This window comes from Acinetobacter sp. 1294596, from assembly GCF_000582925.1.
In the GTDB taxonomy this organism is placed as follows: domain Bacteria; phylum Pseudomonadota; class Gammaproteobacteria; order Pseudomonadales; family Moraxellaceae; genus Acinetobacter; species Acinetobacter radioresistens.
In genome coordinates, this window is sequence record NZ_JFCC01000045.1 from 1 (window position 1) to 26436 (window position 26436).

Genomic DNA, 26436 nt, shown 5'->3' on the forward strand with positions numbered 1-26436 from the left:
AATTTTAGTGTAAAAAGTATTAATTATAGAAACTTTTAAAGCTATCTATTTTTTATATTTTTGATTCTCATAAAATTTAAAATGAAGAATTTTTTAGACTTTAATTAAAGTAATGTATTGTTTAAAAAAATATATATAGAGATTATGCAATAATGATTAGAGTCTTTTTTTTATTTTTAATTAGTTTAATGTATGCAGTTACAACTGAGGCAGGTCAGCCTAAGTCAAGTAATACAAAACTTTATTTTTCATATCAAATCTGTAAAAATTCAGGGAAGTGTAAGCATCTTATACCCACAAAAAAAGTGAATAATTATCTTTTTAAAAGACTTGATCCTGCACGTGATGAGTTTTATATAAAAGATAATAATGGTAATTTTACCTTATATTATAAAAATATTTATAGTGAAGATGTCCAAGTTGGATGGGCAGAAGCTAAAGTAGATAAAAATAATAATAATGAGTTGAGTTTAAATATTGATAAAATTAACTTGGCCTTGGGTGGGATTGATTTTATAAAGAATGGATATGCAACTAAACAGGCTGAATCAAAGAATTTTAAGTTAGGAATCTATTATTTAGCTGATAATTATACAGGTGCTCCATATTATCAAAAGCAAAAAATAGTATTTAAGAAAAATGCTGGAGATTTGATTTTAGAATGCAATAGCTATTTAAATAATCCTTCTGTAAAAGATGAATCTTATGGAGTTTTTTATGGAGTATGTTCCGAAGGAGAAAAAGTTTACTTTAAGCAGGTAAACTGATTTAATTATCCTTTTTTATATAAATATAAGGCTAATAGCTTTTATATTTTTTAAGTTAAGTTATTAACCAAAACTTTAGATTTAAGACTAATAATTTTTAATTTAATTTTATTAAAATGTAAGAAAGCTCTAAAATACTCTAGAGCTTTAAAAATATACCCTTCAGTTTTTTAACTCTCTAATATCACTTCAAGTAATTCTGCGCTAGGCGCAAAGTAATATGCCCCATCAAGTGGAGTAACAAAATGTAATAAACGGTCATGAATACCATCACCACTGGTTCCAAACATACGGTTCAGCATGAGATCGATAATGTTAAGGTCTTTAGTATAAGCAATAAAGAAAAGACCCTGATCACCTTTCCCATCACCATATGGGAGACTATGACGAAGAATCTCCATTTCCTCACCATTTTCATCTTCTACCACGGTACGTGCTATATGCGCATTCTCAGGTTTTACCTCATCATCCAGTTCAATAGACTCAAGTTTGGTACGGCCCATGATCTGCTCTTGAGTATCTACTTTTAAACGTTTCCATTTTTCCAGGTCATGTGCATAACGCTGGGCGAAAATAAACGATCCATCTGCAAAGACACCACTGTCTTCAGGCAGAAGCGCAACCTCTGCACGGTCATCGTTAAATTGTGGGTTTTCAGTACCGTCAATAAAGCCGGTAATATCACGCCCATCAAAGTAGCGAAAACATACCCGCTCATCCAGCACCTCAACCTTATCTTTGATTCCCTCAAAAAATGCCTGGCTCAAGGCAAAACAGATGTCAGCACGTGCGCTGGCAATATGAATGAATACATCGGCAGGTACCACCGGCATCTGAAAAGTACCCTGCTGAGGAGCAAGCTGTTTAAAACCAGAAGGCATTTCTTTATAAAGCTGGAGCCATATTTCTGGACCGAAAGCAACGGCCGCTTTAATCTGTGCAGCAGGGTGCTGGGTAATCAAGCGGTCTCGTGTACTATGCAGTAGCGCGATGTGCTTTTTAAGCTCAGCCACTGACAAATCTTTTAAACGTAAACTGATAAAACGTGCATGGTCAGAAGGTAAGGGAAGGATTACCGATTGAGCAGTCATTAAAAACCCCACAAAATTTTATACAGGCTTTAAGCCTTATGAAATACTTGTTCTGATCTTCTGTACAGTAAAAATCAGGATAAATAAAATTGCCATAGTAAGTACAATACTTAAGCCGGTCGAAATGTCCAGACCAGCACTTGACCATAGTCCTACCGTTATTCCAATCTGTGCCATCACAAATGCCCAGATCACCATCTGTCTGGGCGAATGTGCAAGCAGACGTGCCGTCAGCGCAGGTATGACCAGTAATGCTCCCATTAGTAAAGAACCTACGGCACGCAATGCCAGAACTGTAAACAGCGCCAGCAGTAACATGAAAATCAGGCGCTGCCATTGGTTATGGATGCCTTCGCTGGCTGCAATATCCGGATCAATTGCAGTACGGATCTGGGCTTGCCATGATTTATAAAGCACGGCGAGTGCCAGCAGAATAACCGCAGCAAATGTAGGTAAGTCATTCCAGCTGATTGTGAGCAGGTCACCGAACAGATAACTGAGCAGTTCAGGCCTTAAACTGGGCAAGTGCTGGATAAACAACAGACCAGAACAGAGCAGGGTCGCTGAACACAGTGCCAGTAAAGCATCACTCGGTAAGCGCGGATCATGCAATACCCATAACACTGCCACCAGTAATAAGGCCAGTAAAGTAACACCCATCCATAATGGCAAGCTAAGTGCACCTGCAACGGCAACGCCAAGCAAAGTGCCATGCGCCATGGTGTCGGCAAAAAATGACATCCGTCGCCACAGCATCAGACAGCCAAGTGGAGCGGTCAGAAAGACCAGCAGGGTACCCATAATCCAGGCAGGAAGCAGAAGTTGTAGCCATTCCATCATTACTTAAACTTCCGGTTCAGGGTGGATATGTGGGCGGGCATCATGCTGACAGGGTTCAGCATGGTCACCATGTGCACAGTGGTCATGATGATGCTGATAAAATACACGTTGGGTTCCAAAGATTGCCTGATATTCAGGATGTTGCTGAACATTCTCTGGCAGGCCGCTACAACAGATATGCTTGTTGAGGCAAACCACACGATGCGTGCCTTGCATGACCCACTGCAAATCATGAGAAACCATTAATACGGCACAGCCATAACGTTCCGGCAGGCTCCGTACGTAGGCATACAGTTCGGCCTCAGACTGAATGTCAAGCCCTTGCATGGGTTCATCCAGAACCAGGATATCTGGCTGGCGCAGTAATGCACGTGCCAGTAATACCCGTTGCCGTTCACCTCCGGAAAGTTGTTGCACTTTAGATAACTCTAACTTGCTGATACCCGTATCTCGGATGATTTCTGATTTGATCTGCTGGGAGCAGTTTTCTAAAGCGAGCAGGTCTTTGACGCGCAATGGCAAGCTATGTGATGGGTTAAATTTTTGTGGCACATACGACATCTTTAGCGTTTTAGCTGTGCGGACATGACCAGTGCTCGGCTGCATAATGCCTAGCAATATCTTAATCAGGGTAGACTTGCCAGCACCGTTTGGACCGATCAGGGTCACAATCTCCCGCTCATGGAGCGTAAAATTAACCTGCTTAAGAATATCCAGCTCATCAAGCCTTACACTGATATCTTCAAGAGAAACCAGGGGCAGGGGAGAGCTTAGGCCGTGGTGTTGCACTGCTGACATAATCCTGAAATCTCGATAATACTGTGGTGCGCATTAAAATGATCAGAAGCTGCCAGCTGCTCCAGCTGCTGCATCAAGCCTTGTGCCGATGCCTCTTTAACAATGTGACAGCGCGTACAGATCAGAAAAGCCGCCTGATGGCCTTCTCTTGGATGACAACAGGGAATATAGGCATTAATCGAAGTCAAACGGTGAATAAGGCCTTTTTCCAGCAGAAACTCTAGCGTACGGTAAACAGTAGGTGGAGCAGCCGGCCGGTCAGTATTACTTTTCATTTTAGCCAGCAGGTCATAGGCCCCCATCGGGCTGGAAGCTTTCAGAATCAGCTCCAGCACCTGTTTACGTAAAGGAGTAAGACGTGCACCCGAGGCAATACATAAGCTTTCTGCTTCAGCAAGACGTGCTTCAACGTTATGATGGTCATGTACGCCGTGCAATGTGTCATGATGTCCATGTGAACATGAGCTCATGCTAAAACCTCGAAAATAATTTATTAAATATTAACATGAAGCCTAAGCATGTTTCGAACAGGCATAGGTATTTTTGTAGAATTGTTATATTATAACATTAAAGGGTCTTGGTTTCTTCTTCATGTTACGTTTTATTCTTGTTGCTCTGGCACTATGCAGTTGTACCTTAAGCTGGTCAAATGACCTGGTTGTATCTACACAACCTATTTACCTGATCAGTAAAGCAGTTACCCAAGGAATCGAGCAACCCAAGCTGCTATTAGCCAATCAGAGCGGGCATGATATTACTCTAAAGCCGGCTCACCGTAAGACCATTCAGGATGCTTCTCTGGTGATCTGGCTTGGGAAAGCTCATGAAGCTCCTTTAGACAAGGTATTGAGTAGTCAGCCTAAAGCAATCTCTATCCTGGATTCAGGACTGGTAAAGCTGCTGCCACTTCGAAATACCCGTGGTAAAGCATTACCAAATACCGTCGATACCCATATCTGGCTTGATCCGAATAATGCGGTACGTATCGGCTTTTTTATAGCGGCCTTACGTTCACAGCAGTATCCGGCACATCGGCAGGCTTACTGGAATAATGCACGGGCATTCGCAGCACGTATGCTCAAAGTGACGCAACAATATAACCAGACTGGTCAGTCACGTCCGTACTGGTCTTATCATGATGCTTACCAATATTTGGAAAGACCTCTTAATCTGCGCTTCGCTGGTGCCTTAACTGATGATCCACATATTGCTCCAACTATGAGTCAGATTCGTTACCTGAATCAGCAGCGGCCAAGTCAAAAAATGTGTTTGCTGGCAGAAGGCCATGCCAGCCAGGCCCAGTATCGTAGCCTGAATCCGATCATATTCCAGAAGGTCGACGAAAGTATGAGTAATGAGCAGGATTTTATTGTAGCGTGGAAAGATCTGGCTGATCAGGCCCATCGCTGTGTAGTAAATGCACGATAAACAGATAAAAAATAAACACCCTGAAAATCTCTCAAGAACCGGCTGAGGATTGAAAAAAACCATAGTTCAATCGGGAAAAGATTGCATGTTCAGGGGTGTAACTCTATAATGCCTGCGATTAAAAACGATCATCAGCTAAACTTGTCAAGCATTTATGCTGTAAGTGGGTAAAAATGAGCCGAACTAGTCGCTTGATTGACCGACGGTTAGCGAAAGCTTTGGTCTACCTGCAAGCATTTATGATACCTGTGTCTGCTTTGATAGCATGGCTTGTAAGTGATACAACCGCAGCATTAAGTGCTGCACTTGGTGCATTGGTGTGCTGGCTTGCAAGCAGTTATTTCTCATGGCAGTCATTTAGAACTGCCGGGGCAAGAGCTTCAAAGCAGGTTCTATTGAATATGTACCGGGGCATGCTCGGCAAGTTTGCAATCATGATTGTTGGCTTTATTTTAATTTTAAGCAATGTACAACCACTGTCACCGGTGGCATTGTTTTGTGGATTTATACTCGTTCAGAGCATGTCTTGGGTTGCCCCGTTTTGGGTGTCTCGACTACAAAAACGAGTTTAAGCGCAGCAGAAATTGAAAAGTTTTTTTGGAGATGTGTGAGATATCAGGCAGCACGCGATATTCACCAGCTCTATTTATTATTTGACATTGACCAGGTGTGATTTATGGCTGCTGAAGAACATGCCCTTACTTCGACAGAGTATATTAAGCATCACTTGACCAATATGACCTATGGCAAAATGCCGGACGGTACTTGGAAATTGGCCGAGACTGCTGAAGAAGCTCAACAGATGGGGTTCACTGCAATTCACTTGGATTCAATGGGTTGGTCAATTGGCCTTGGTGTGATTTTCTGTTTGTTATTCTGGCTGGTTGCTAAAGCAGCCAATTCTGGTGTTCCTACCAAATTCCAGTCTGCAATCGAAATGATCATTGAGTTCGTTGACTCAAGTGTTCGTGATACTTTCCATGACAAATCTCGCTTGATTGCGCCATTGGCACTGACCATCTTCGTGTGGATTTTCCTCATGAACCTGATGGACCTGATTCCTGTTGACTGGGTTCCTTACCTGGCTCAGCAGATTGGTGCAAGTGTATTTGGTATGGATCCTCACCACGTTTACTTCAAGATTGTTCCATCTACTGACCCGAACATTACCTTAGGTATGTCTCTGTCAGTATTTGTCCTGATCTTGTTTTACAGCATCCGTGAAAAGGGTGTTGGTGGCTTTGTTGGCGAGTTGGCACTTAACCCATTCAACCCAAGTAACCCAGTTGCAAAAGCGTTACTTATTCCGGTGAACTTAATTCTGGAACTGGTAACTTTCCTTGCACGTCCAATTTCATTGGCACTTCGACTGTTCGGTAACATGTATGCGGGTGAGTTGATCTTCATCTTGATCGCACTTTTACCGTTCTGGATCCAATGGGCGTTATCTGTGCCTTGGGCTATCTTCCACATTCTTGTTATTACGTTGCAGGCGTTCATTTTCATGATGCTGACCATCGTATACTTGAGCATGGCAAGCGAAAAACATTAATGGTATTGCCTGACTGTTATCAGACGGTTAGGCACAATTTTTTAATTTAATTTGGTATAAAACCTAACCTCTGAGGAATTTTTCATGGAACTCACTTTAGGTCTAGTTGCAATTGCATCTGCTATCTTGATCGCTTTCGGTGCTTTAGGTACTGCGATTGGTTTTGGTCTTCTGGGCGGTCGCTTCCTTGAAGCTGTTGCACGTCAACCAGAATTGGCTCCACAACTTCAAACTCGTATGTTCCTAATCGCGGGTCTTCTTGATGCTGTGCCTATGATCGGCGTTGGTATTGGTTTGTTCTTCATCTTCGCAAATCCATTTGTAGGTTAATCAGCTTAATTCCCAAAACTCCACTATTTGAGGAATTGCTAAATGAATATCAACCTCACATTGATTGGCCAAGCGATTGCATTTGCGGTTTTTGTCGCATTCTGCATGAAGTTTGTCTGGCCACCACTAATCAATGCGATTAGTGAGCGTCAGCGTCGTATCGCTGATGGCTTAAATGCTGCTGAAAAAGCGAAAGCTGATCTTGCCGATGCACAGGCGCAAGTAAAGCAAGAGCTTGACGTGGCTAAAGCACAAGCGGCTCAATTGATCGAACAAGCGAACCGTCGTGCAGCACAGCTGATCGAAGAAGCGCGTACTCAAGCTGCGGCTGAAGGTGAGCGTATTCGTCAACAGGCAAAAGAAGCTGTTGATCAGGAGATCAATTCTGCTCGCGAAGAATTACGTCAACAAGTTGCTGCCTTGGCAGTATCTGGTGCAGAAAAAATCCTGAACCAGCAAGTTGATGCGCAAGCTCACAATGCCATGCTGACCCAGCTGGCTGCTAAACTTTAAGCGAGGCGATTATGGCTGAACTCTTGACGTTGGCACGCCCGTACGCCAAAGCAGCATTTGCTTACGCTTCTGAGCAAGGTGCAACTGACAATTGGTCGAATGCGTTACAAGTGCTCAGTGCTGCGGTGCAAGACGAAGCATTTTCCGCTTATTTAAATCGTCCTGAGCTTACACCTGTACAACAGGTGTAACTTTTTGCAAAGGTTTTAGGTGAACAACAAAGTCAGGCAGTGTCAAACTTTCTGATTTTGCTGGCAGACAATGACCGTTTGGCATTGCTTCCTGAAATTGCTGCAGAGTATGAAGAGCTTAAGTCACAGAATAATAATACAGTCGATGTCGTTATCGAATCGGCTTTTCCCTTGAATGCAGAACAGGAACAGCTGCTGGCAGATGCGTTACAAAAACGTTTTAATGCCGCTGTAAATGTTAGCGTTGAAGTGAATCCGGCGTTAATCGCGGGTGTTGTAATTCGTGCGGGCGATCAAGTGATAGATGATTCTGCGCTGAACAAGCTTGAAAAAATGCGGACTCGTCTTCTTGCATAACGCAAAACAGAAGACTGAACTTATAAAAGATTGAGGTATAGCGCAATGCAACAACTGAATCCATCCGAGATCAGTGCGCTCATTAAACAGCGTATCGGCGATCTGGACACCAGCGCGACCGCTAAAAACGAAGGTACCATTGTTATGGTATCCGACGGTATTGTGCGCATTCACGGTCTTGCTGATGCAATGTACGGTGAAATGATCGAATTCGACGGCGGCTTATTTGGTATGGCACTGAACCTAGAACAGGATTCAGTGGGTGCCGTTGTTTTAGGTAGCTACCTAAACCTTCAAGAAGGTCAAAAAGCTCGTTGTACAGGCCGTGTATTAGAAGTTCCGGTTGGTCCTGAACTTTTAGGTCGTGTCGTAGATGCTTTGGGTAACCCGATTGATGGTAAAGGCCCTATTGATGCAAAAATGACTGATGCTGTTGAAAAAGTAGCACCAGGTGTAATTTGGCGTCAATCAGTAGATCAGCCTGTCCAAACTGGTTATAAATCAGTAGACACCATGATCCCTGTAGGTCGTGGTCAGCGTGAGCTGATCATTGGTGACCGTCAGACTGGTAAAACAGCAATGGCGATCGATGCCATCATCGCTCAGAAAAACTCTGGCATTAAGTGTGTATATGTGGCAATTGGTCAGAAACAATCGACCATCGCTAACGTTGTACGCAAGCTGGAAGAAAGTGGTGCGATGGCATATACCACTGTTGTCGCAGCGGCAGCAGCTGATCCTGCAGCAATGCAGTATTTGGCTCCGTACTCTGGCTGTACAATGGGTGAATATTTCCGTGACCGCGGTGAAGACGCTCTGATCATCTATGATGATCTGTCTAAACAAGCAGTTGCGTATCGTCAAATTTCACTGCTTTTACGTCGTCCACCAGGTCGTGAAGCGTATCCAGGTGACGTGTTCTATCTACATTCGCGTCTTCTTGAGCGTGCTTCTCGTGTATCTGCTGATTACGTTGAGAAATTCACCAATGGTGAAGTTACAGGCCAGACTGGTTCATTAACTGCATTGCCAATTATTGAAACACAAGCCGGTGACGTATCTGCATTCGTACCAACGAACGTAATTTCGATTACTGACGGTCAGATCTTCCTTGAAACCTCTCTGTTCAATGCGGGTATTCGTCCTGCTGTGAACGCAGGTATCTCGGTATCGCGTGTTGGTGGTTCCGCTCAGACCAAGATTATCAAGAAATTGGCTGGTGGTATCCGTACTGCTCTTGCTCAGTACCGTGAACTGGCGGCATTTGCCCAGTTTGCATCTGATCTTGATGAAGCAACTCGTAAGCAGCTTGAACATGGTCAACGTGTAACTGAACTGATGAAGCAGAAACAATATGCTCCATATTCAATTGCTGACCAAGCTGTATCTATCTATGCTTCAAACGAAGGCTACATGGCTGATGTTGAAGTGAAGAAAATTGTAGACTTTGATGCTGCACTCATTGCGTACTTCCGCTCTGAACATGCCGCACTCATGAAACAAATCGATGAAACTGGTGATTACAACAAAGACATCGAAGCTGCAATTAAAGCAGGTATTGAGAGCTTCAAAGCGACTCAAACTTACTAATTGATTAGTTAAGTTTGTTTCACGGATCAACCTTCGGAGGCTCCTTGAGCTTCCGAATATTAGGTTAAGCGTATGGCAAATTTAAAAGAAATTCGCGCCAAGGTCGCAAGTATCAAGTCCACGCAGAAGATTACGCGTGCGATGCAGATGGTTGCTGCTTCAAAAATGCGTCGTGCGCAAGAGCGCATGGCTCAGGGCCGTCCGTATGCCGAAAATATGCACCGTGTAATTGCTCACCTGGTACAAGCAAACCCTGAATACAAACACCGTTATATGGTTGAGCGCCCGGTTAAGCGCGTTGGCTATATCATCGTGTCTTCAGATCGTGGTCTTGCGGGTGGCTTGAACATTAACCTGTTCAAGAAAGTTGTTCAGCATGTTCAGCAACAACGTGAGCAGTCAATTGAAGTTGAATTTGCTTTAATTGGTCAAAAAGCGGTTTCGTTTTTTAAAAACTACGGCGGTAAAGTGCTCGGCGCTACTACACAAGTAGGGGATGCTCCAAGTCTGGAACAGTTAACCGGTTCTGTACAAGTCATGCTCGATGCATTTGATAGAGGCGAACTTGATCGCATTTATCTGGTATCTAATGCATTTATTAATGCCATGACACAGAAACCAACGGTAAGCCAGCTTGTTCCTCTTGCTCCGGCTAACGAAGGCGACAGCCTCAACCGTACTTATGGTTGGGACTATATCTATGAACCGGAAGCTGAAGAGCTGCTAAACGGTTTGTTGGTTCGCTATATCGAGTCTATGGTTTATCAGGGCGTGATTGAAAATATCGCGTGTGAGCAGTCTGCTCGTATGGTTGCAATGAAAGCTGCAACTGACAATGCAGGCCAGCTGATTAAAGACCTACAGCTCATTTATAACAAGCTGCGTCAAGCCGCGATTACTCAGGAAATTTCCGAGATCGTTGGCGGTGCCGCTGCCGTTTAACATTATTAGTTTGAATTGAGGAGACAGCAATGAGTAGCGGTCGTATCATTCAGATCATCGGCGCGGTTATCGACGTCGAGTTTGAACGCAATAGCGTTCCTAAGATCTATGACGCTCTCCAGGTTGACGGAACTGAAACTACTTTAGAAGTTCAGCAACAACTTGGTGATGGTGTTGTGCGTACCATCGCAATGGGTTCTACAGAAGGTCTTAAACGTGGTCTGCCTGTAACTAACTCTGGCGCACCAATTTCTGTTCCTGTGGGTACTGCCTGTCTGGGCCGTATCATGGACGTTTTGGGTCGCCCTATTGATGAAGCAGGTCCTGTAGCGACTGAAGAACGTTTGCCGATTCACCGTCAAGCACCTTCTTATGCTGAACAAGCGGCTTCTACAGATCTTTTGGAAACTGGTATTAAAGTCATCGACTTGCTTTGCCCGTTTGCAAAAGGTGGTAAAGTTGGCCTGTTCGGTGGTGCCGGTGTTGGTAAAACCGTAAACATGATGGAATTGATCAACAACATCGCAAAAGCTCACTCAGGTTTATCTGTGTTTGCTGGTGTTGGTGAGCGTACTCGTGAAGGTAATGACTTCTATCACGAAATGAAAGATTCTAACGTTCTAGACAAAGTAGCAATGGTCTACGGTCAGATGAACGAGCCACCAGGTAACCGTTTGCGTGTAGCGCTAACTGGTCTGACTATGGCTGAATATTTCCGTGACGAGAAAGACGAAAACGGTAAAGGCCGTGACGTACTGTTGTTTGTAGACAACATCTATCGTTACACATTGGCGGGGACTGAAGTGTCTGCACTTCTAGGCCGTATGCCATCTGCAGTAGGTTACCAGCCTACTCTTGCAGAAGAGATGGGTGTTCTTCAAGAACGTATTACATCGACCAAGAATGGTTCTATTCCCTCAATCCAAGCGGTATACGTACCTGCCGATGACTTGACAGATCCATCGCCTGCAACTACGTTCGCTCACTTGGACGCAACTGTAGTATTGAGCCGTGACATCGCATCTTCTGGTATTTATCCAGCGATCGATCCACTTGACTCGACTTCACGTCAGCTAGACCCGCTGGTTGTTGGTCAAGAGCATTATGAAATTGCACGTTCTGTACAGAATGTATTGCAGCGTTATAAAGAGCTTAAAGACATTATCGCAATCTTGGGTATGGACGAACTGGCTGAAGAAGATAAACTGGTAGTTTACCGTGCGCGTAAAATCCAGCGTTTCTTCTCTCAACCGTTCCACGTAGCTGAAGTATTTACTGGCGCGCCTGGTAAATTAGTACCGCTTAAAGAAACAATTCGTGGCTTTAAAGGTCTTCTAGCTGGTGAATACGATCACATCCCAGAACAAGCGTTCTATATGGTTGGTGGTATTGACGAAGTTATTGCTAAAGCCGAGAAACTTTAATTAGCTACTCTAATTTAGGAGATTCTCATGGCGACTATGCAATGTGATGTCGTAAGTGTAAATGAGTCAATTTACTCAGGCACTGTGACTATGCTAATTGCAAAAGGGGCTGGTGGCGAACTGGGTATTATGCCTGGTCACGCGCCGCTGGTAACTTTGCTCCTGCCAGGACCGATTCGTGTCCTGCTGGAAAATGGTACGGAAGAGATCGTCTACGTATCTGGTGGTGTTTTAGAAGTTCAGCCACATGTGGTAACGGTTCTTGCTGACTCTGCAATCCGTGCCGATAATCTGGATGAAGTAGCAATTATGGAAGCGCGTCGTAACGCTGAACAGTTGCTGGCTAACCAGAAGAGTGATTTGGACTCTGCTGCTGCTCTGGCTGCTCTGGCAGAAACTGCTGCTCAGCTGGAAACGATCCGTAAAATCAAAAATCGTGCAATGTAATTGTCAGTTTGAGATTAAAGAAACCACCCGAAAGGGTGGTTTTTTTATGATAAGAATCTTTTTAGTGAAAATATTTTTATTAGTGCCCAGTTTCACAGTAAAGTTACTAAAATTCATTTCTAAGCAAAGTTATTGAAAGCAGATGATTTAAGGCAAGATTAAAATACTTTATAAGGGGGTAGGCATTTTATATAATATTCGAGCCTCTTAAGGACGTTATAAAATTTTAAATCAAGTTATTCTATTAATCGTATCTTATTATTAGCCTGAGTTTAAAATTTTTTCATATTAACTTAATAATAGATAATATTTTTTCTTTATTTTAGATGTTTCATTAAATTTTTATTTAAAGAGCTGATCCAGAGTTTTGTATTAATTAAAGGCTAGCTTCAGTTATTCAATCTCTTATTCATAATATCTAGGTTGAATCTATTTTATACCACTCGATATAACTTTTACCCGCACTCCGTAATGTTTTGAACCATTCTGTAAGCAGAAATAAAGTAGTAAAAAAATAATGCTAGTTTAATTCCATGCCTCTTGGGTTTTTAGCTTGTAAAGCCTTTAGATGTTTTTTCTCTCCCATGACATTACACATATTCTTATTTATTCCAGCAGAAACTAAATTGCTTACACAGGGAACTTTATTATGAGTTATCAATCAGTTAACCCCTTTAATAATCAAAAATTGAAAGACTATCCTTCACATAGCGATCAGGACATTCAAAATGCCTTGGATACAGCAGAAAAAATCCTGAAGTCAGAATGGTCACAACAGGTCGATACCCGTATTGATGTACTGCGCAAGCTGGCCAGCAATATGCGAGAAAGAAAATCGGAGCTAGCCAAACTGATGGCGCTGGATATGGGGAAACTGATCAAGCAAGGCGAAGGTGAAATTGAAAGCTGCGCCCGTATTGCTGAATATTATGCAAACCATGCCAAAGAATTCTTAGCCCCGGTGTCATATAAAACAGAACTGGGCGAAGCATGGGTCGAACATCATCCACTGGGTATCATTATGGCAGTTGAACCCTGGAATTTTCCGTTTTATCAACTGATGCGTGTGTTTGCACCAAACTGTGCAATTGGTAATCCGGTTTTGGCGAAGCATGCCAGTATTGTTCCACAGTGTGCCGAAGCATTCGAACAGTTAATCATAGATGCGGGTGCACCTAGGGGAGTATGGACAAATCTATTTATTAATAGTGATCAGGTAGCGGATATTATCGCAGATCCGCGTGTACAGGGTGTAGCATTAACCGGCTCAGAAGGGGCAGGGCGTGCAGTAGCCGGACAGGCTGGAAAACATGTCACAAAATCCACCTTGGAACTGGGCGGTAATGATGTCTTTATTGTTCTGGATGATGCTGATCTGGAAAAAGCAATTAAGATTGGCTGTCAGGCACGTATCAATAATGCCGGTCAGGTCTGTACTGCAGCTAAACGATTTATTCTACATGAGAACATTGCCGAAGAATTTAAAGCCGGTATGGTTAAAGTCTTTAAAGACTTGAAAGTTGGTGATCCACTTGACCCTGAAACACAACTTGGACCTTTATCTTCAGCAGATGCATTAGAAAAACTGACTGAACAAGTTGAAAATGCTGTGAAAAATGGAGCAATACTAGTCACTGGCGGTAAGCCGGTTGACCATGATGGCAACTTCTATGAACCAACCATTTTAGAAAATATTAGCCGTGATAATCCAGCTTGGTATGAAGAGTTTTTTGGACCAGTAGCGCAGATTTATGTTGCCAAAAGTGAAGATGAAATTGTAGCCATTGCCAATGATTCACATTATGGTCTGGGTGGTGTAATTCATTCTCAAAATATTGAACGGGCAAAAAAATTAGCTTCTCGAGTCGAAACTGGCATGATCTGGATTAACTGGTATACTGATACTGCACCAGAGTTACCATTTGGCGGAATAAAGAATTCTGGCTATGGTCATGAGCTTTCCATTGATGGTTTTAAAGAATTCGCACAAAAGAAATTAGTCGTTGTCAAAAGCCCGAAAAAATAAGTTAGTTTAAAATAAAAAGCCCTAACTATAGGGCTTTTTTTATGACTCTAACTTTCTTCCTGTTCAGATGTTGCTTGAGTATCTTTATCTGAACTCTGCATCAACATATCTGCCAGCTTAAGCATTTCTGTCTGAATAGTATTCATTTGAACCTGGACCTTATTAAAATCCACCTGATTAAAATCAATTTCACCGTTGAGTAGAGGAGAAGCAAGAGCCTGCTGGTTTGCCTCTAAGATATTATTACGGATCGAATCAATTTCTTGGCTTTTCAGGTTTAAAGAGGACAATGTCTGGCTAAATCCACGAAGTTGTTCTTGTAAAATAGTGGCGGTTGCCTGAAGCTGATGCGGATCTTTCTGTTCAATGGCCTGCTGTAAGTCAGTCTGAGCCTGCTGTAACTTTGCTACATAGCCTTGGGTTTTATATTGCATATCTGCCACATCGCGGGCCATATAGAATATATTGCCGTTTGCGAGTTCGGAAGATGGGGCAGGTTTTGTTGCAGGAGCCTGGCTGTGTTCACTATACACTGCTTCAGATTCATCCTGTTGCATCTGGTCACAACCTAGTAATAGCAGACCTGAAGTAAAAATAATAAAAGGAAGTAAAGCCCCTTGCAGTAACTTTTTCATGTTCCACGGTATTTCCATTAAATATTGTTTTTTAATATATGGATAAAATGTGGAGATAAAACTTATTGTTGCAAAGCGATAACACTTTTATTAACCCTCAAAGTTAAAAAGATGCCGAAGCACCTTTTTTGTAGAACCTATTAAATAAAGCTTAATGATGAACTACTTTAATAACCTGATGTGAACGGGTATTAATCAGTACATAATCTCCATTAACTTTAATCCATTGCTGGTTTCTTGCGGGCTTGGATAAGTTTTTATAACGTTTATGGTCAATCTGGTTCGCATGAGAGTAATATTGTGCAGGAACTTTATCACCTGTTTTCCAGTTTACATGGGATGAAGCATGCCGGTTTACTTTAGCTTGATGCTGATAATGAGACTGGCTCTGATCTTGATGAGTATGATGGGCACGTTCAGGGGCAGCCATAGCCACTGTGGCACTTAGGCCGGTAACTAGAGCAAATAGGGTGGTCTTAATATAGTGTTTCACGTGGAACCCCGGTTTCAATAAATGTTTTGATAGTTATATTAAAAGCTTTGAATTCCCAGTGAAGATGAAGGATGAATAGTAGATTTATTAAAACTATGGATAAATATAAAAATTAATTTTTATTGAAGAATTCTATCCTGATCAGTGACATTTTCTAAAAAGAGGGAGTCGCTGCTCTCCCTCATATTTTTTAATTATCGTTTTAGTTCCGTCTCAATCGCATCAATTAGGCGCGGGTCATCTGCAGTGATATCTGGTGCGAAACGAGCTATAACTTCTCCATTTTTATTGATTAGAAATTTTTCGAAATTCCAAAGTACTTCCGGTTTAGGATTTGGAGTCAGGCCATAATCTACCAGATCTTTCCACCAAGGGCCTTCACCAATCCGTTCTGGCTGTGCCGTAGTCAGCGTCTGGTAAAGCGGATGTTTATCTGGGCCGGCTACTGAAATTTTGGCAAACATTGGAAAAGAAACATCATAAGTGAGTGAACAAAACTGCTGAATTTCTTCGTTAGAACCCGGCTCCTGTTCTAAAAAATTATTAGCTGGAAAACCCAGCACTTCGAATCCCTGATCTTTTTTCTCACGGTAGAGCTTTTCAAGTCCTTCATATTGCGGAGTCAGACCACATTTTGAAGCAGTATTGACAATGAGTAAAACTTTACCGGCAAATTGATCAAGTGTAATTTCTTCATCTTGTATGGTTTTAATAGAAATATTAGAAATAGAGGTCATATAGGCATCCCTAAATAAAATAAATTAAAGTTTTAACCTATTCTTTTTAGCCGCAAATTTATCTGGCAGCAAGCTGTTTTATTAATTATTAAACAGGGCAGGCTATTTTAGCCTGCCCTTAAATTATTATTGAGCTGATTGAGCTGATTGAGCTGATTGAGCTGATTGAGCTGATTGAGCTGATTGAGCTGATTGAGCTGATTAAGCTGATTGAGCTGATTGAGGATCTACTTTTGCCTGAAGTTTCTGTACATCATGCATAATCTCTTTTTGTACATCCATCACCTGCTGTTGTAGCTCTTTAATCTTGGCTTCATCTGGTTTAGCTTCAGTACTTAACTTGGTTAATTCCAGTCCAAGTTCATTTGAATGAATAAATTTATTGCGCAGTTCATGAACTTCCTGACTTTTTAGTGACAGCTTTTTAAGCTCACCATTAAATTCAGTCATGAAACCCTGCATTTTCTTCATTATATCCATAACCTGCTCGCGGTTATTAGCTTGAACTGCCTTCATCATCTGATCTTGGTAATCTATAGCAGCTTCAGCTTTGGAATTTGCCAATGCTTGTAATCTGTTCAGGTCATTACGGATATCTTCATGATTATCTTTTGTCATGCTCCCTGTAGTTGCAGGAGCAGTAGTATTGGCTGTATTAGTTGCGGTAGTTGTCTGCGTGTTTTTTGAAGCAGCTGGTTCAGTTTGTTTATTACAGCCAGCAAAAGCTAAACATGCCATACAGGCAGTAGTAAGAAGTAATTTTTTCATTAAAATAGATATCCTGTTTAGAAAATAATATTAAATTTTGAATCATCAACTTTCTTATTAAAAAAGAAGTGTTGTATTAAAAACTAATCACTTATTTAAACATGCTTTTATTATAAGAAAGACCAAGTTTACTTTTTATACTTAAAAAATATACGTTAAGTTAAAAGATCTTAAAATAGCTTAGATTATAAAATATTATTCCTACAGTTATTAATCAGGACCTCAGCTGTAAGGGGGTATGTTGCGTGTAGCGTTTAAAAAAGGCAATAAAGCTGGAACTATGTTGGTAGCCGAGCTCATAAGCAAGACGCTTGATAGAAGCACCTTGGCGAATCTGGCTGATTGCATAAATAATTTTAGCGCGGTTACGCCACTCAGAAATTGACAGGCCAAGTTCCTGCTGGCTTAAACGTAAAATCTGTCGTTCACTCAAGCTGAATCTTTTAAGCAAGGTTTGTAAGCTATACTGAAAAAGCTCCGGATCAGCCAGTTGCTGGAGTACAGGAAGCAGTACTGTATGATGACTTTGAGGCAAATAGTCATCATAAATCTTGGCCTGTAGCAACTGGTCAAACAGTACCTGTATAAGATGAGAATAAACCGGACCAGGGGCGCCGGAAGACTGTTCTAGAATTTCTCTAACCAGAGCTAAAAGAAAAGGACGAATACTTAAAGTTTTAACCTCTCGGGGTAACTGGTCACACAAGCTTGGATGCACTCGTATACAAATAAAATGGGTTACGCTGTGGTCCAGTGCAATAGAACAATGTTCAGTCTGGGGAGGAAGCCATAAAGCATAATTAGGCGGCGCTAAAAAAGTCTGTTTCCCGGTCTGGATTTCCAAAATACCATCTAGGCTAAAGTTAAAATCTCCCCAGAGTGAAGAGTGAGAAGCCACAATTTCATTTTTCTCATAAAAAAACTGATCAATCTTGATTAACTCATCCAGAGCAGAATACTGTCTTTTCATTTTTTGAATACCGAGCCAAGATGTCCTTTATACAGTATAGATGTCTGAAAAACAGTATTTCAATTATTTCAGACTTCTAGAACAATACTGGATTGAATGATTAAAGGACATAGAGATGTCAAGTGTTTCCCGTAACCCGGCGTGGGCATTTGTTTTGCCGGTCATTGCTGTCATGATCTGGTCATTAAATATTGTAGTTACACGCTATGCAGCAGATTTGATTTCTCCTGTCAGTATCAGTTTTTATCGCTGGCTTATTGCATTTCTCATTCTGACACCATTTATGCTGGGCAAGGTCTGGGAACAGCGTCAGCTGATAATACAGCACTGGCTACAGCTGGCAGTACTGAGCGCTTTTGGGATGGTACTATATCAGGGACTGGCATATACCGCAGCGCATTATACCACTGCTACCAATATGGGACTGATTAATGCTTTCATTCCTGTGTTCACCATTCTGGTTTCTTTTTTTATTCTCAAAGATATACCTAACCGCTTCGCGATTATGGGCAGTATCCTATCATTTTGCGGACTGATTTATGTAATGGCTCAGGGGAACCTGTCGGCACTCTGGCAAAGTGGCGCCCACTGGGGTGATCTGCTTATGGTGATTGCGGTGTTCTTCTATGCCTTTTATGGTGTTTTCCTGAAAAAATGGCAATTAAAGATTCCTTTATTGATCAGCCTTTATATTCAGATCGCTTTTGCGCTGATCTATCATTTACCTTTTATCGCTTGGCTAGGTCTGGACAGCTTGAATACAGCTAACTTGAGCAGCGTGCTATATGCAGGTATTTTCCCTTCACTGATTGCGCCTTTTGTCTGGATGTTGGCTGTACAGCAGATTGGCCCTAACCGCACCAGTATTTTTATGAATCTGATGCCGGTTATTACCGCAATCATTGCCAGTTTATGGCTGGCTGAAAGCTGGACAATTTATCATACACTGGGCGGAGTCCTGATACTCACAGGTGTTGTGATGGCACAGAAAAAAACCTGTCGAACATGAGCGTTGGTCATTCTCTGGTCATATTTGATCTTTAGATTATTAAGTGGTGCCTAAAAGTTAAACATACGAGAGATTTTATCTAAGCTTAGACTAAGGTCTGATCAGATACTGAGCCCCAGTATAATTGTGGAGATTTTTTTATATTTAGAAAAAGCCTTAAATAAATAAAGACATATTTTGAATTGTTTAGTCATATTGATTAGTATTGATCATAAAAAGCTCTATGTATAAGATAAATAATATATTTGTTTTATTTTAAAATTAAATTTATAATACACATTAAGCAGGATTATTAAGTTTTACTTCACATTAAGTGAATATAAAGTTGTAATAGACCCTCTGGATGTGTCAACACATCCCTTTTTATACTCAGCCATTCCTATCTATATGGCTGAGTTTTTTTTTGTCTTAAATTTAAGTAGAAAGCTTGCACAGTTCTTAAAAAAGCTTGGGTCTTATCTCAGGCTCTAATAATTTCACCTGTAATCGCATCAATAATACGGCTAGGTTGCTGGCTTAAACCGAGGTCCCCATTGAGATAATTCAGCTCAGAACCAAAATACTGGCTGGCTTCCTGTAAGGTACGTGCCGGTTCTAGACCTGCAGGGTTAGCACTGGTAGAAACAATAAAACTGTTAAAAGCATTACAGAGGGCTACACATAGCGGGTGATTGGTGACCCGTACTGCAACTTTAGGATGCTGGCCACGTATCCATACAGGAATCTGCTCATCCGCTGGAAGCAGCCAGGTAGTTGCCCGCTCGGTCACTGAGCGCTGGGTCCATTGCTGGATAACTTGCTGTTGACCCTCTTGGTTTAATGACACTAATAAGTGTTCAACCTGCGAGAGCTGGCCAGCCAGCAAAATAACTCCTTTTTCAATAGGACGTTGTTTCAGGCGCAATATTTCATGGAAGGCCGCTTCATTATATGGATCACAGCCGAGCCCCCAAACAGCTTCGGTGGGGTAGGCTAAAACTTTGCCCTGGCTGAGACATTCTGCTGCTTCTGTCACAGAGGTGGTGATCATATATTCTATTTACCTTAGAGCTGAAAACAGGGTTATTGTGAACCTTAAAAGCCCGGACGGCAACGCAGATAGCGCCCAGATTGCTGAACACATAGTCCAAGTAACTCAAGTTCCATCAGATGTCCGGTCAATTCAGCCGCAGATAATGGCAATTTAAGAGCAATCTGGTCTAGATCCAGTCCTACCCAGTCTAGTTGTTGGTACAGTTCAAATAGATGTTCAGGTACCTGTGCCGGCTCGGGTACACTGCTTACCTTTTGTTGCTGGCTATGCCACTGGGTCGGTAAAGCCAGATCTTCAATCAGCTGTTCCGGATGATCTACCAGTATGGCGCCTTCACGGATGAGTTGATGACAGCCTTGATGATGCTCGCTGTAGATATGGCCGGGAATGGCAAAAATAATCTTACCCTGATCGGCGGCACGCTGTGCAGTAATCAATGAACCACTTTCTAAAGCGGCTTCTGCCACCAGTACACCTAGACTCAAACCACTAACAATACGGTTACGGCGTGGAAAATGATGCTTGAGTGGTTGGGTTCCCGGTAAAAACTCACTGACGATTGTACCGCCGTATTGAAGTATCTGTTCTTGAAGCTTACGGTTATGGGCTGGATAGACCAGATCCAGTCCGGTTCCGACTACAGCAATAGTACGCTGATGCTGCAATGCCCCTTGATGTGCTGCCTCGTCAATTCCCAAGGCAAGTCCACTGGTAATATAAAACCCTTTTTCACTCAGATAATACGCAAAGTCGTAGGCTACTTGCCGGCCATGCGGGCTTGGTTTGCGACTGCCTACAATCGCGATCTGGGGTTGACTTAAGGCTTGAGCAGAACCTTGGCCAAACAGGATCGGAGGCTTATCTGTATAAGGGTGCAGCTGCTGCGGATACAGTATATCTTCCGGCACTAAAATAAAATCGCAACTTGCCAATACCCGTTGGGTCAGTTGCTCAAACTCAGCCTGACCGGTTGCGCTATAAAATTCCTGTGCCCGCTTGGAATGATTGGCATGCAGTTTTAAATTGCCCCAGCGCGCTAATGCTGCCGGAGTGGTTGCCTGTTCAGCACTGCCAAAATACTCAACCAGCTGGTTAAAACTTGAAACTGAATGCTGGACCAAATACCACAGCTTCAGACTGTGATAATGAAGCTGCGATAATTCGGCAATCATAATAATGCTCCAGCCTTACTCTGCCATTGGCGGCGCCTGGATGCCAGAACCTACTTTGATAGGTAGGGCGCTGTCCAGTACATAAGCATAGCTCAACTGGTCAAAAGTACGGAAAATCATAATATTACCAACTTTTTGACTTGGCAGTTTGATTTGTTCACGGGTTTTCGGATCACGTACAACTTCACCCTGCTGATAGACACTAAATACCTGACCGGACTGAACACCATGAATATTGCCCCGGTTAATAGTTACCACACTGTGTCTGGCTGCCGTACCGATTGATCCCATCACCCGAATCACCTGACCGCCTTCAGTCACCTGATGGTCAATTGTTGGATAGAACAGGGTAGGTAACATAGGATCATATTCTGGCATGACCCGATCACCGCGACGGACTTCCCCATTATAACTTTGCGTTAATTCTAGCGTAGTAATATCCTGTTCATTCTGCACAGCTACGCCGGAAGCCACCTGAAGCAGCTCTACACCGGCATTATATGACTTGCCATTAGCATCGGTGAATATGTAAGGCTCACCCTCACGATAAACTGCATAACGCTGACCAACTTGCAGGCCATTACCGCGTGCATAAACGGTTTGGCCGGCAGCAGCCAATACCCGGTTATCAGCCGTGCCTAAAATATAGGGGGTATTGACCACTGAATCTGGTGACATTATCAGGGTGCGTTCCAGCCAGACCCGAATATGTTCAAGCGGAATAACTGGAATAGCATTATTTAGGGATTCAACACGAACTTGTGGCTGCATACTGGTCTGGCCACCATAACGGCGAATAATACCTTCACAGCCGTCACCTTCATCTTTACCGATCAGCGGTCGTCCGTCTAGAGTACACAGCAATAAACGGTCGCCCGGATAAATCCAGTGTGGATTCTTGACATGTTTGTTGCTGGCCCAGATTTCTGGCCAGCGCCACGGCTTACTCAAGAATTTTCCGGCGATATCCCATAAAGTATCCCCTCTTTTGACCACATAAACATTAGGAGCACTGGCTTTTAAAGAGGGCGGATTTATATTACGGCTGGCTGCTTCAGCCATGCCAGGCATGATTATTCCCAAACTTGAACAGATTGCGAGAGCAATAAACTGCTTTTTAAACCCCAAGGCACGAAGTGCGCTGCCTTTGAAAACTTTTTTCATTATCATAATTCCTAAAAATTATGTCTGTAGTTGCGTTATAATAACGACCTTACACACATTTTTTAATGAAGTTTTCCTTCATTTATTTGGTTTTGCAATACTGGCAACAAAAGAGGACGACTGTATGGCCTTATTACCTATTTTAAGTTTCCCAGCCCCGCGTCTTCGTCCCCTTGCCAAGCCAGTCGAAGAAGTGACAGATGAAATTCGCCAGCTTGCTGCAGATATGTTTGAAACCATGTACGAAGCGCCCGGCATTGGCTTGGCTGCAACACAGGTTGACCGTCATATTCAGTTAATCGTGATGGATTTATCTGAAGAAAAGAATCAGCCAATGGTTTTTATTAACCCTAAAATTACACCGCTTACTGAAGATACCCAGCCTTATGAAGAAGGCTGTTTATCTGTGCCACAAATATACGACAAAGTTGAGCGTCCGTCACGTGTCAAAATTGAGGCCCTTAACCTTGAAGGTAATGCCTTCGAGATCGAAGCTGACGGATTGCTGGCTGTGTGTATCCAGCATGAAATGGACCATCTGAACGGTAAGCTTTTTGTAGATTACCTTTCTCCTCTTAAACGGCAGCGTGCCCGTGAAAAAGTTGAAAAACTGGTACGTTCAAGACAGAAGGAAAAGGTTACAGCAAGACGCTAGTGGTTGAACTGTCTGAATAATCTTTTAATAAGGCCCAATTTAATTTGGGCTTTGCTATACTGGGGCTCCAGTAAAATTTTGAGATTCAAAATTTGTTGATGCGTCATGGGTTACTGCTGTCAGTCATAGCAGTATGTTTACAGATCGCGGTATTTTTACAGCCTCTGCTGCCCAAGCAGTATCAGGTTGCGCCTGTCTGTGAAACGATTACCCGTGCATTGTTACTGAACCATACCGTACCTCATGCTGAGCATTCAGCTGTATCTTATAGTCATCAACATAATCTTCAGAAAGATTCGGCTTATGAACACCATCACCATGATGCTAATCATCAATGCCAGTATTGTACTGTCTATGGCAATCTGGTATTGCCGCCTGAACTGGATATAAAAGAAGTCCTGGATCGTATTCAGGTTCGGCTGCTCGCTTTCCAGAAGACATTCAGTCATGTCTGGTTTGCACTCCAGCGGCTATTTTTATTACCTCAGGGGCGAGCTCCTCCAATCTCTGCATAAACAACTTTTTCTCTGGGCCTCACTGGTCCAGGTCACTGTTTATCTGTATTTTTAGAGAGATTGATATGGCTCGGCCAAAATTCTTTTTACAGCCTTTATCGGCTGCAATTTTCATTGCCTGCTATTCAGGTACATTATTTGCTGAAACCGAGACCAGTGTGCAGACTCTGGCCCCTATTATAATAACTGCCCAGCAGGGTAATGAGGCTAGTGGACTGATTGTGCAGGTAGATCCTAAAAAGCCCATTCAGCCTGTACCTGCGACAGATGGTGCAGATTATCTGCAAAGTATTGTTGGCTTTAATGCCATCAAAAATGGAGGAACCAATGGCGATGTGACCTTTCGGGGCATGTTTGGCTCACGCATCAAGATTCTGACCGACGGTACAGAAAATTTAGGAGCCTGTCCGTCACGTATGGATGCACCAACTTCTTATATTCAGCCGGAAAGTTATGACCAGATTTTAGTCATTAAAGGGCCGCAGACCGTACAATATGCGCAGACCGGTTCAGCAGCCACTGTAATTTTTGAACGTAAGCCAGTCCGTTTCAATGAAAATCAGCATTATCAGGGTCAGGCCAGTGCCATGCTGGGTTCATTTGGCCGCCTTGATCACAATGTAGAGGCAGCAGTTGGGGACGAAAATAAATACATTCGTCTAAATGCCAACCGCTCAAAGTCAGACAGCTATAAAGATGGGGATGGTAATACTGTACCTTCCGCATGGGAGCGCTGGAATACAGATTTGGCCCTGGGCTGGACGCCGGATAGCGATACCTGGGTAGAGCTGACTGGAGGCAAGGCGGATGGTGAAGCTGTGTATGCCGGCCGTGCAATGGATGGCTCCAAGTTTGCCAGTGAAAGTCTGGGTTTGCGTGTTGAAAAGAATAATATTAATGATGTGATTAAGAAAATTGAAGCACAGGTAAACTACAATTTTAATGACCATGTCATGGATAACTATAGTCTGCGCGAGTTCAAGCCTGGCGGTATGATGAGTATGCCTATGGCCACCAATGTGGCGCGTAAGACATTGAATGCGCGTATGGCCGTGACCAGTGAATGGGATAAATTACAGCTGATTACAGGTATCGACAGCCAGAATAATCAGCATAGCAAACGTAACGGAAATCTGATGACAGCGTATCAGAATAAGCCACGTATTAAAGATATGGAGTTCCAGTCGATCGGTGGTTTCGGTGAGCTCAGTTATGAGGTCAGTGATAATCATAAGCTGGTGAGTGGCCTGCGTCTGGATCAGGTCAAAGTAGAAGCAGTGGAGTCAAACCAGGAGCGTAAAAAAACTTTACCAAGCGCTTTTTTGCGTTTTGAGAATCAGCATCCAGACCATGATGATGGCAAGACTTATATGGGTATTGGCTATGTCGAACGTATGCCGGATTACTGGGAGCTGTTCAGTCCAAAATCAGGCAATGGTCATCCAAATACCTTTAAGAACATTGATACTGAAAAAACTTTACAGCTGGATATTGGCTACCAGCATGAACATGGTAATTTCAGTTCATGGGCATCGGCATATGCAGGTGTGATCAATGATTACATCCTCACGACTTACTTGCCAACAGGTAATATGGGAATGTTAGAAGCACATAGCCGAAATGTAGATGCAACAGTGGCAGGGGCAGAAGTCGGAATCGGATATCAGTTTACTGATGCGATTCAGGCTGATCTGAGTGCGATGTATGCTTGGGGTAAAAATACCAGTGACAATACGCCGTTGCCACAGATTTCACCTTTGGAAGCTCGGGTAAATTTACGTTATATCCAGGATAACTATACTTTGGGTGCCTACTGGCGCCTGGTCGATGGCCAGAACCGAATTAGTGAGCGTGAAGGCAATATTGTCGGCTATGATCTTAAGCAAAGTGCTGGTTTTGGTACTCTCTCTTTAAATGGTACATATCATGTAAATGACAACATGGATCTTTCTGTGGGTGTCGATAACGTACTGGACCGTACCTATGCCGAGCATTTGAACAAGATGGGCAGTTCCGGTTTTGGATTTGCTGCCAATGAGCAATTTAATAATATCGGACGGAATTACTGGGCAAGAATCAGTATGAAATTCTAATTTGAACTGAAAACAAACAAAAAGCAGGAGTTTTTTCCTGCTTTTTGTTTATGGTAGTAATTTAAATTCATGTTTATCAGTAATTTAATATTGTTTTGTTTTGCATTAAATAATAACTCAAACTTTTATTAAAATAATTTTTATAAATAAAACAGTAAATTATGAATTTTATGGATTATAAAATAAACATGCGTTTGTAAAGTTTGAAAAATGGGGTTGCAAGGGATGTGAAATGCTGTAGAATGCACATCCATCGGCGGTGATGAAGATTAAAACTTCTGATAAAACAGCAACTTAGTTAAATATAGTTAAGTCGGGTTTTGTTGGATAGGTTTAAAATAATCTGAATTACCAGTTGACTTTCTGAAAAGAAAGCGTAATATAGCCGACCTAGCTTGCTGCTGACGAAGCAGTAAGAAGATCATTAAGAGAATATGAAGAACAACTTGTGTGGATTTTTACTGGTTGATCGATCGAAATAATTTTCATTGATTGAATGGTAGAAATTTCTCGAAGTTTATTTGAGTAAATTTTTAGTCAGAAGATTAATGAGCCAGAATTGGTACCTTGTCTATAAATAAGGTACAAATGATTTTAACTGAAGAGTTTGATCATGGCTCAGATTGAACGCTGGCGGCAGGCTTAACACATGCAAGTCGAGCGGATGAAAGTAGCTTGCTACTGGATTCAGCGGCGGACGGGTGAGTAATGCTTAGGAATCTGCCTATTAGTGGGGGACAACGTTCCGAAAGGAGCGCTAATACCGCATACGTCCTACGGGAGAAAGCAGGGGACCTTCGGGCCTTGCGCTAATAGATGAGCCTAAGTCGGATTAGCTAGTTGGTAGGGTAAAGGCCTACCAAGGCGACGATCTGTAGCGGGTCTGAGAGGATGAT

27 protein-coding genes, 1 rRNA gene and 1 pseudogene are annotated in these 26436 nt (G+C 42.5%); 17 read left to right on the forward strand and 12 right to left on the reverse strand.

Annotation, left to right across the window (positions count from 1 at the left end; genetic code table 11):
- Window positions 1-152: 152 nt before the first annotated feature.
- The gene (locus J502_RS13105; RefSeq protein WP_005017302.1) at window positions 153-767 is read left to right on the forward strand and encodes a hypothetical protein; all 615 of its coding nucleotides are present in this window, start codon (window positions 153-155) and stop codon (window positions 765-767) included.
- 170 nt (window positions 768-937) lie between these two features.
- Here the strand turns inward: J502_RS13105 and J502_RS13110 are convergent, their stop codons facing one another.
- The 4 genes from J502_RS13110 to J502_RS13125 are packed head-to-tail and all read right to left on the reverse strand — an operon-like array spanning window position 938 to window position 3966.
- Window positions 938-1858, reverse strand: a complete 921-nt coding sequence (locus J502_RS13110) for a Dyp-type peroxidase (protein ID WP_034684439.1) — start codon at window positions 1856-1858, stop codon at window positions 938-940.
- A 36-nt stretch (window positions 1859-1894) separates the two neighbouring features.
- Window positions 1895-2698 carry a zinc ABC transporter permease subunit ZnuB gene (gene znuB / locus J502_RS13115; protein WP_005017298.1) on the reverse strand — a complete coding sequence of 268 codons (804 nt, stop codon included), beginning with the start codon at window positions 2696-2698 and terminating at the stop codon, window positions 1895-1897.
- Window positions 2699-2701: 3 nt separating this feature from the next.
- Window positions 2702-3496 carry a zinc ABC transporter ATP-binding protein ZnuC gene (gene znuC, locus J502_RS13120; protein ID WP_034684441.1) on the reverse strand — a complete coding sequence of 265 codons (795 nt, stop codon included), beginning with the start codon at window positions 3494-3496 and terminating at the stop codon, window positions 2702-2704.
- On the reverse strand, window positions 3469-3966 hold the full coding sequence (locus J502_RS13125; RefSeq protein ID WP_005017294.1) for a transcriptional repressor: 498 nt from the start codon (window positions 3964-3966) through the stop codon (window positions 3469-3471). The genes znuC and J502_RS13125 overlap by 28 nt, the downstream gene beginning before the upstream one ends.
- A 121-nt stretch (window positions 3967-4087) precedes the next feature.
- Between J502_RS13125 and J502_RS13130 the strand changes: the two genes are divergently transcribed.
- The 11 genes and pseudogenes from J502_RS13130 to J502_RS13180 all read left to right on the forward strand — a co-directional run bounded on the left by J502_RS13130 (window position 4088) and on the right by J502_RS13180 (window position 14296).
- The gene (locus J502_RS13130; RefSeq protein ID WP_005017292.1) at window positions 4088-4924 is read left to right on the forward strand and encodes a metal ABC transporter solute-binding protein, Zn/Mn family; all 837 of its coding nucleotides are present in this window, start codon (window positions 4088-4090) and stop codon (window positions 4922-4924) included.
- Between the two features lie 173 nt (window positions 4925-5097).
- On the forward strand, window positions 5098-5496 hold the full coding sequence (locus J502_RS13135; RefSeq protein ID WP_005017290.1) for an ATP synthase subunit I: 399 nt from the start codon (window positions 5098-5100) through the stop codon (window positions 5494-5496).
- A gap of 104 nt (window positions 5497-5600) precedes the next feature.
- Window positions 5601-6476, forward strand: coding sequence for a F0F1 ATP synthase subunit A (atpB, locus tag J502_RS13140; protein WP_034684442.1), 876 nt, complete (start codon window positions 5601-5603; stop codon window positions 6474-6476).
- A gap of 84 nt (window positions 6477-6560) precedes the next feature.
- Window positions 6561-6806 carry a F0F1 ATP synthase subunit C gene (atpE, locus tag J502_RS13145; protein ID WP_000424060.1) on the forward strand — a complete coding sequence of 82 codons (246 nt, stop codon included), beginning with the start codon at window positions 6561-6563 and terminating at the stop codon, window positions 6804-6806.
- Between the two features lie 42 nt (window positions 6807-6848).
- A complete protein-coding gene (locus J502_RS13150) occupies window positions 6849-7319 on the forward strand; it encodes a F0F1 ATP synthase subunit B (RefSeq protein ID WP_005017284.1) in 471 nt (156 codons plus the stop codon).
- An 11-nt stretch (window positions 7320-7330) separates the two neighbouring features.
- Window positions 7331-7867, forward strand: a pseudogene (locus tag J502_RS13155) (F0F1 ATP synthase subunit delta).
- A gap of 45 nt (window positions 7868-7912) precedes the next feature.
- Window positions 7913-9457 (forward strand): F0F1 ATP synthase subunit alpha, encoded by a 1545-nt coding sequence (gene atpA, locus J502_RS13160; protein ID WP_005017281.1) that lies wholly within the window; start codon window positions 7913-7915, stop codon window positions 9455-9457.
- Between the two features lie 72 nt (window positions 9458-9529).
- Window positions 9530-10399: a F0F1 ATP synthase subunit gamma gene (gene atpG / locus J502_RS13165; RefSeq protein WP_005017279.1), complete on the forward strand. Its 870-nt coding sequence runs from the start codon at window positions 9530-9532 to the stop codon at window positions 10397-10399.
- Window positions 10400-10428: 29 nt separating this feature from the next.
- Window positions 10429-11823, forward strand: coding sequence for a F0F1 ATP synthase subunit beta (gene atpD, locus J502_RS13170; RefSeq protein WP_034684445.1), 1395 nt, complete (start codon window positions 10429-10431; stop codon window positions 11821-11823).
- Between the two features lie 27 nt (window positions 11824-11850).
- Complete coding sequence (locus J502_RS13175) at window positions 11851-12270, forward strand: F0F1 ATP synthase subunit epsilon (protein WP_005017273.1); 420 nt, start codon at window positions 11851-11853, stop codon at window positions 12268-12270.
- A gap of 649 nt (window positions 12271-12919) precedes the next feature.
- A complete protein-coding gene (locus J502_RS13180) occupies window positions 12920-14296 on the forward strand; it encodes an NAD-dependent succinate-semialdehyde dehydrogenase (protein ID WP_034684446.1) in 1377 nt (458 codons plus the stop codon).
- Between the two features lie 47 nt (window positions 14297-14343).
- Here the strand turns inward: J502_RS13180 and J502_RS13185 are convergent, their stop codons facing one another.
- The 5 genes from J502_RS13185 to J502_RS13205 form a co-directional block, all read right to left on the reverse strand.
- Window positions 14344-14931 (reverse strand): PM1805 family lipoprotein, encoded by a 588-nt coding sequence (locus J502_RS13185; RefSeq protein WP_005017266.1) that lies wholly within the window; start codon window positions 14929-14931, stop codon window positions 14344-14346.
- A 151-nt stretch (window positions 14932-15082) separates the two neighbouring features.
- Window positions 15083-15424 (reverse strand): RcnB family protein, encoded by a 342-nt coding sequence (locus J502_RS13190; protein ID WP_005017265.1) that lies wholly within the window; start codon window positions 15422-15424, stop codon window positions 15083-15085.
- A 194-nt stretch (window positions 15425-15618) separates the two neighbouring features.
- Complete coding sequence (locus J502_RS13195) at window positions 15619-16161, reverse strand: glutathione peroxidase (protein WP_034684449.1); 543 nt, start codon at window positions 16159-16161, stop codon at window positions 15619-15621.
- A gap of 201 nt (window positions 16162-16362) precedes the next feature.
- The gene (locus J502_RS13200) at window positions 16363-16929 is read right to left on the reverse strand and encodes a PM1805 family lipoprotein (RefSeq protein ID WP_034684451.1); all 567 of its coding nucleotides are present in this window, start codon (window positions 16927-16929) and stop codon (window positions 16363-16365) included.
- Window positions 16930-17143: 214 nt separating this feature from the next.
- A complete protein-coding gene (locus J502_RS13205; RefSeq protein WP_034684454.1) occupies window positions 17144-17899 on the reverse strand; it encodes an AraC family transcriptional regulator in 756 nt (251 codons plus the stop codon).
- Window positions 17900-18014: 115 nt separating this feature from the next.
- On the opposite strand from J502_RS13205, the gene J502_RS13210 reads away from it, so the two are divergent.
- A complete protein-coding gene (locus J502_RS13210) occupies window positions 18015-18908 on the forward strand; it encodes a DMT family transporter (RefSeq protein ID WP_034684455.1) in 894 nt (297 codons plus the stop codon).
- A gap of 460 nt (window positions 18909-19368) precedes the next feature.
- Here the strand turns inward: J502_RS13210 and tsaC are convergent, their stop codons facing one another.
- From tsaC to J502_RS13225, 3 genes are read right to left on the reverse strand one after another with little or no spacing between them, the layout of a single operon-like run.
- Complete coding sequence (tsaC, locus tag J502_RS13215; protein WP_034671138.1) at window positions 19369-19938, reverse strand: L-threonylcarbamoyladenylate synthase type 1 TsaC; 570 nt, start codon at window positions 19936-19938, stop codon at window positions 19369-19371.
- 44 nt (window positions 19939-19982) lie between these two features.
- Window positions 19983-21113, reverse strand: coding sequence for a DNA-processing protein DprA (gene dprA, locus J502_RS13220; protein ID WP_005017255.1), 1131 nt, complete (start codon window positions 21111-21113; stop codon window positions 19983-19985).
- A gap of 15 nt (window positions 21114-21128) precedes the next feature.
- Window positions 21129-22277: a LysM peptidoglycan-binding domain-containing protein gene (locus tag J502_RS13225; RefSeq protein WP_034684457.1), complete on the reverse strand. Its 1149-nt coding sequence runs from the start codon at window positions 22275-22277 to the stop codon at window positions 21129-21131.
- Window positions 22278-22401: 124 nt separating this feature from the next.
- Here J502_RS13225 and def point away from each other — a divergent pair, with 124 nt between their 5' ends.
- The 4 genes from def to J502_RS13245 form a co-directional block, all read left to right on the forward strand.
- Complete coding sequence (gene def, locus J502_RS13230) at window positions 22402-22932, forward strand: peptide deformylase (RefSeq protein ID WP_034684459.1); 531 nt, start codon at window positions 22402-22404, stop codon at window positions 22930-22932.
- Window positions 22933-23030: 98 nt separating this feature from the next.
- Window positions 23031-23447 carry a DUF2946 family protein gene (locus J502_RS13235; protein WP_081374984.1) on the forward strand — a complete coding sequence of 139 codons (417 nt, stop codon included), beginning with the start codon at window positions 23031-23033 and terminating at the stop codon, window positions 23445-23447.
- A gap of 65 nt (window positions 23448-23512) precedes the next feature.
- Entirely contained in the window at window positions 23513-25540 is a 2028-nt protein-coding gene (locus tag J502_RS13240) for a TonB-dependent copper receptor (protein ID WP_034684463.1), read from the forward strand.
- Between the two features lie 595 nt (window positions 25541-26135).
- Window positions 26136-26436, forward strand: a 16S ribosomal RNA gene (locus J502_RS13245); the annotation flags it as partial.

Excerpts from the sequence above, each read along its gene's own strand:
- J502_RS13105 (WP_005017302.1), top strand. The coding sequence starts at position 153 with ATGATTAGAGTCTTTTTTTTATTTTTAATTAGTTTAATGTATGCAGTT.
- J502_RS13110 (WP_034684439.1), bottom strand. The coding sequence starts at position 1,858 with ATGACTGCTCAATCGGTAATCCTTCCCTTACCTTCTGACCATGCACGT.
- znuB (WP_005017298.1), bottom strand. The coding sequence starts at position 2,698 with ATGATGGAATGGCTACAACTTCTGCTTCCTGCCTGGATTATGGGTACC.
- znuC (WP_034684441.1), bottom strand. The coding sequence starts at position 3,496 with ATGTCAGCAGTGCAACACCACGGCCTAAGCTCTCCCCTGCCCCTGGTT.
- J502_RS13125 (WP_005017294.1), bottom strand. The coding sequence starts at position 3,966 with ATGAGCTCATGTTCACATGGACATCATGACACATTGCACGGCGTACAT.
- J502_RS13130 (WP_005017292.1), top strand. The coding sequence starts at position 4,088 with ATGTTACGTTTTATTCTTGTTGCTCTGGCACTATGCAGTTGTACCTTA.
- J502_RS13135 (WP_005017290.1), top strand. The coding sequence starts at position 5,098 with ATGAGCCGAACTAGTCGCTTGATTGACCGACGGTTAGCGAAAGCTTTG.
- atpB (WP_034684442.1), top strand. The coding sequence starts at position 5,601 with ATGGCTGCTGAAGAACATGCCCTTACTTCGACAGAGTATATTAAGCAT.
- atpE (WP_000424060.1), top strand. The coding sequence starts at position 6,561 with ATGGAACTCACTTTAGGTCTAGTTGCAATTGCATCTGCTATCTTGATC.
- J502_RS13150 (WP_005017284.1), top strand. The coding sequence starts at position 6,849 with ATGAATATCAACCTCACATTGATTGGCCAAGCGATTGCATTTGCGGTT.
- atpA (WP_005017281.1), top strand. The coding sequence starts at position 7,913 with ATGCAACAACTGAATCCATCCGAGATCAGTGCGCTCATTAAACAGCGT.
- atpG (WP_005017279.1), top strand. The coding sequence starts at position 9,530 with ATGGCAAATTTAAAAGAAATTCGCGCCAAGGTCGCAAGTATCAAGTCC.
- atpD (WP_034684445.1), top strand. The coding sequence starts at position 10,429 with ATGAGTAGCGGTCGTATCATTCAGATCATCGGCGCGGTTATCGACGTC.
- J502_RS13175 (WP_005017273.1), top strand. The coding sequence starts at position 11,851 with ATGGCGACTATGCAATGTGATGTCGTAAGTGTAAATGAGTCAATTTAC.
- J502_RS13180 (WP_034684446.1), top strand. The coding sequence starts at position 12,920 with ATGAGTTATCAATCAGTTAACCCCTTTAATAATCAAAAATTGAAAGAC.
- J502_RS13185 (WP_005017266.1), bottom strand. The coding sequence starts at position 14,931 with ATGAAAAAGTTACTGCAAGGGGCTTTACTTCCTTTTATTATTTTTACT.
- J502_RS13195 (WP_034684449.1), bottom strand. The coding sequence starts at position 16,161 with ATGACCTCTATTTCTAATATTTCTATTAAAACCATACAAGATGAAGAA.
- J502_RS13200 (WP_034684451.1), bottom strand. The coding sequence starts at position 16,929 with ATGAAAAAATTACTTCTTACTACTGCCTGTATGGCATGTTTAGCTTTT.
- J502_RS13205 (WP_034684454.1), bottom strand. The coding sequence starts at position 17,899 with ATGAAAAGACAGTATTCTGCTCTGGATGAGTTAATCAAGATTGATCAG.
- J502_RS13210 (WP_034684455.1), top strand. The coding sequence starts at position 18,015 with ATGTCAAGTGTTTCCCGTAACCCGGCGTGGGCATTTGTTTTGCCGGTC.
- tsaC (WP_034671138.1), bottom strand. The coding sequence starts at position 19,938 with ATGATCACCACCTCTGTGACAGAAGCAGCAGAATGTCTCAGCCAGGGC.
- dprA (WP_005017255.1), bottom strand. The coding sequence starts at position 21,113 with ATGATTGCCGAATTATCGCAGCTTCATTATCACAGTCTGAAGCTGTGG.
- J502_RS13225 (WP_034684457.1), bottom strand. The coding sequence starts at position 22,277 with ATGAAAAAAGTTTTCAAAGGCAGCGCACTTCGTGCCTTGGGGTTTAAA.
- def (WP_034684459.1), top strand. The coding sequence starts at position 22,402 with ATGGCCTTATTACCTATTTTAAGTTTCCCAGCCCCGCGTCTTCGTCCC.
- J502_RS13235 (WP_081374984.1), top strand. The coding sequence starts at position 23,031 with ATGCGTCATGGGTTACTGCTGTCAGTCATAGCAGTATGTTTACAGATC.
- J502_RS13240 (WP_034684463.1), top strand. The coding sequence starts at position 23,513 with ATGGCTCGGCCAAAATTCTTTTTACAGCCTTTATCGGCTGCAATTTTC.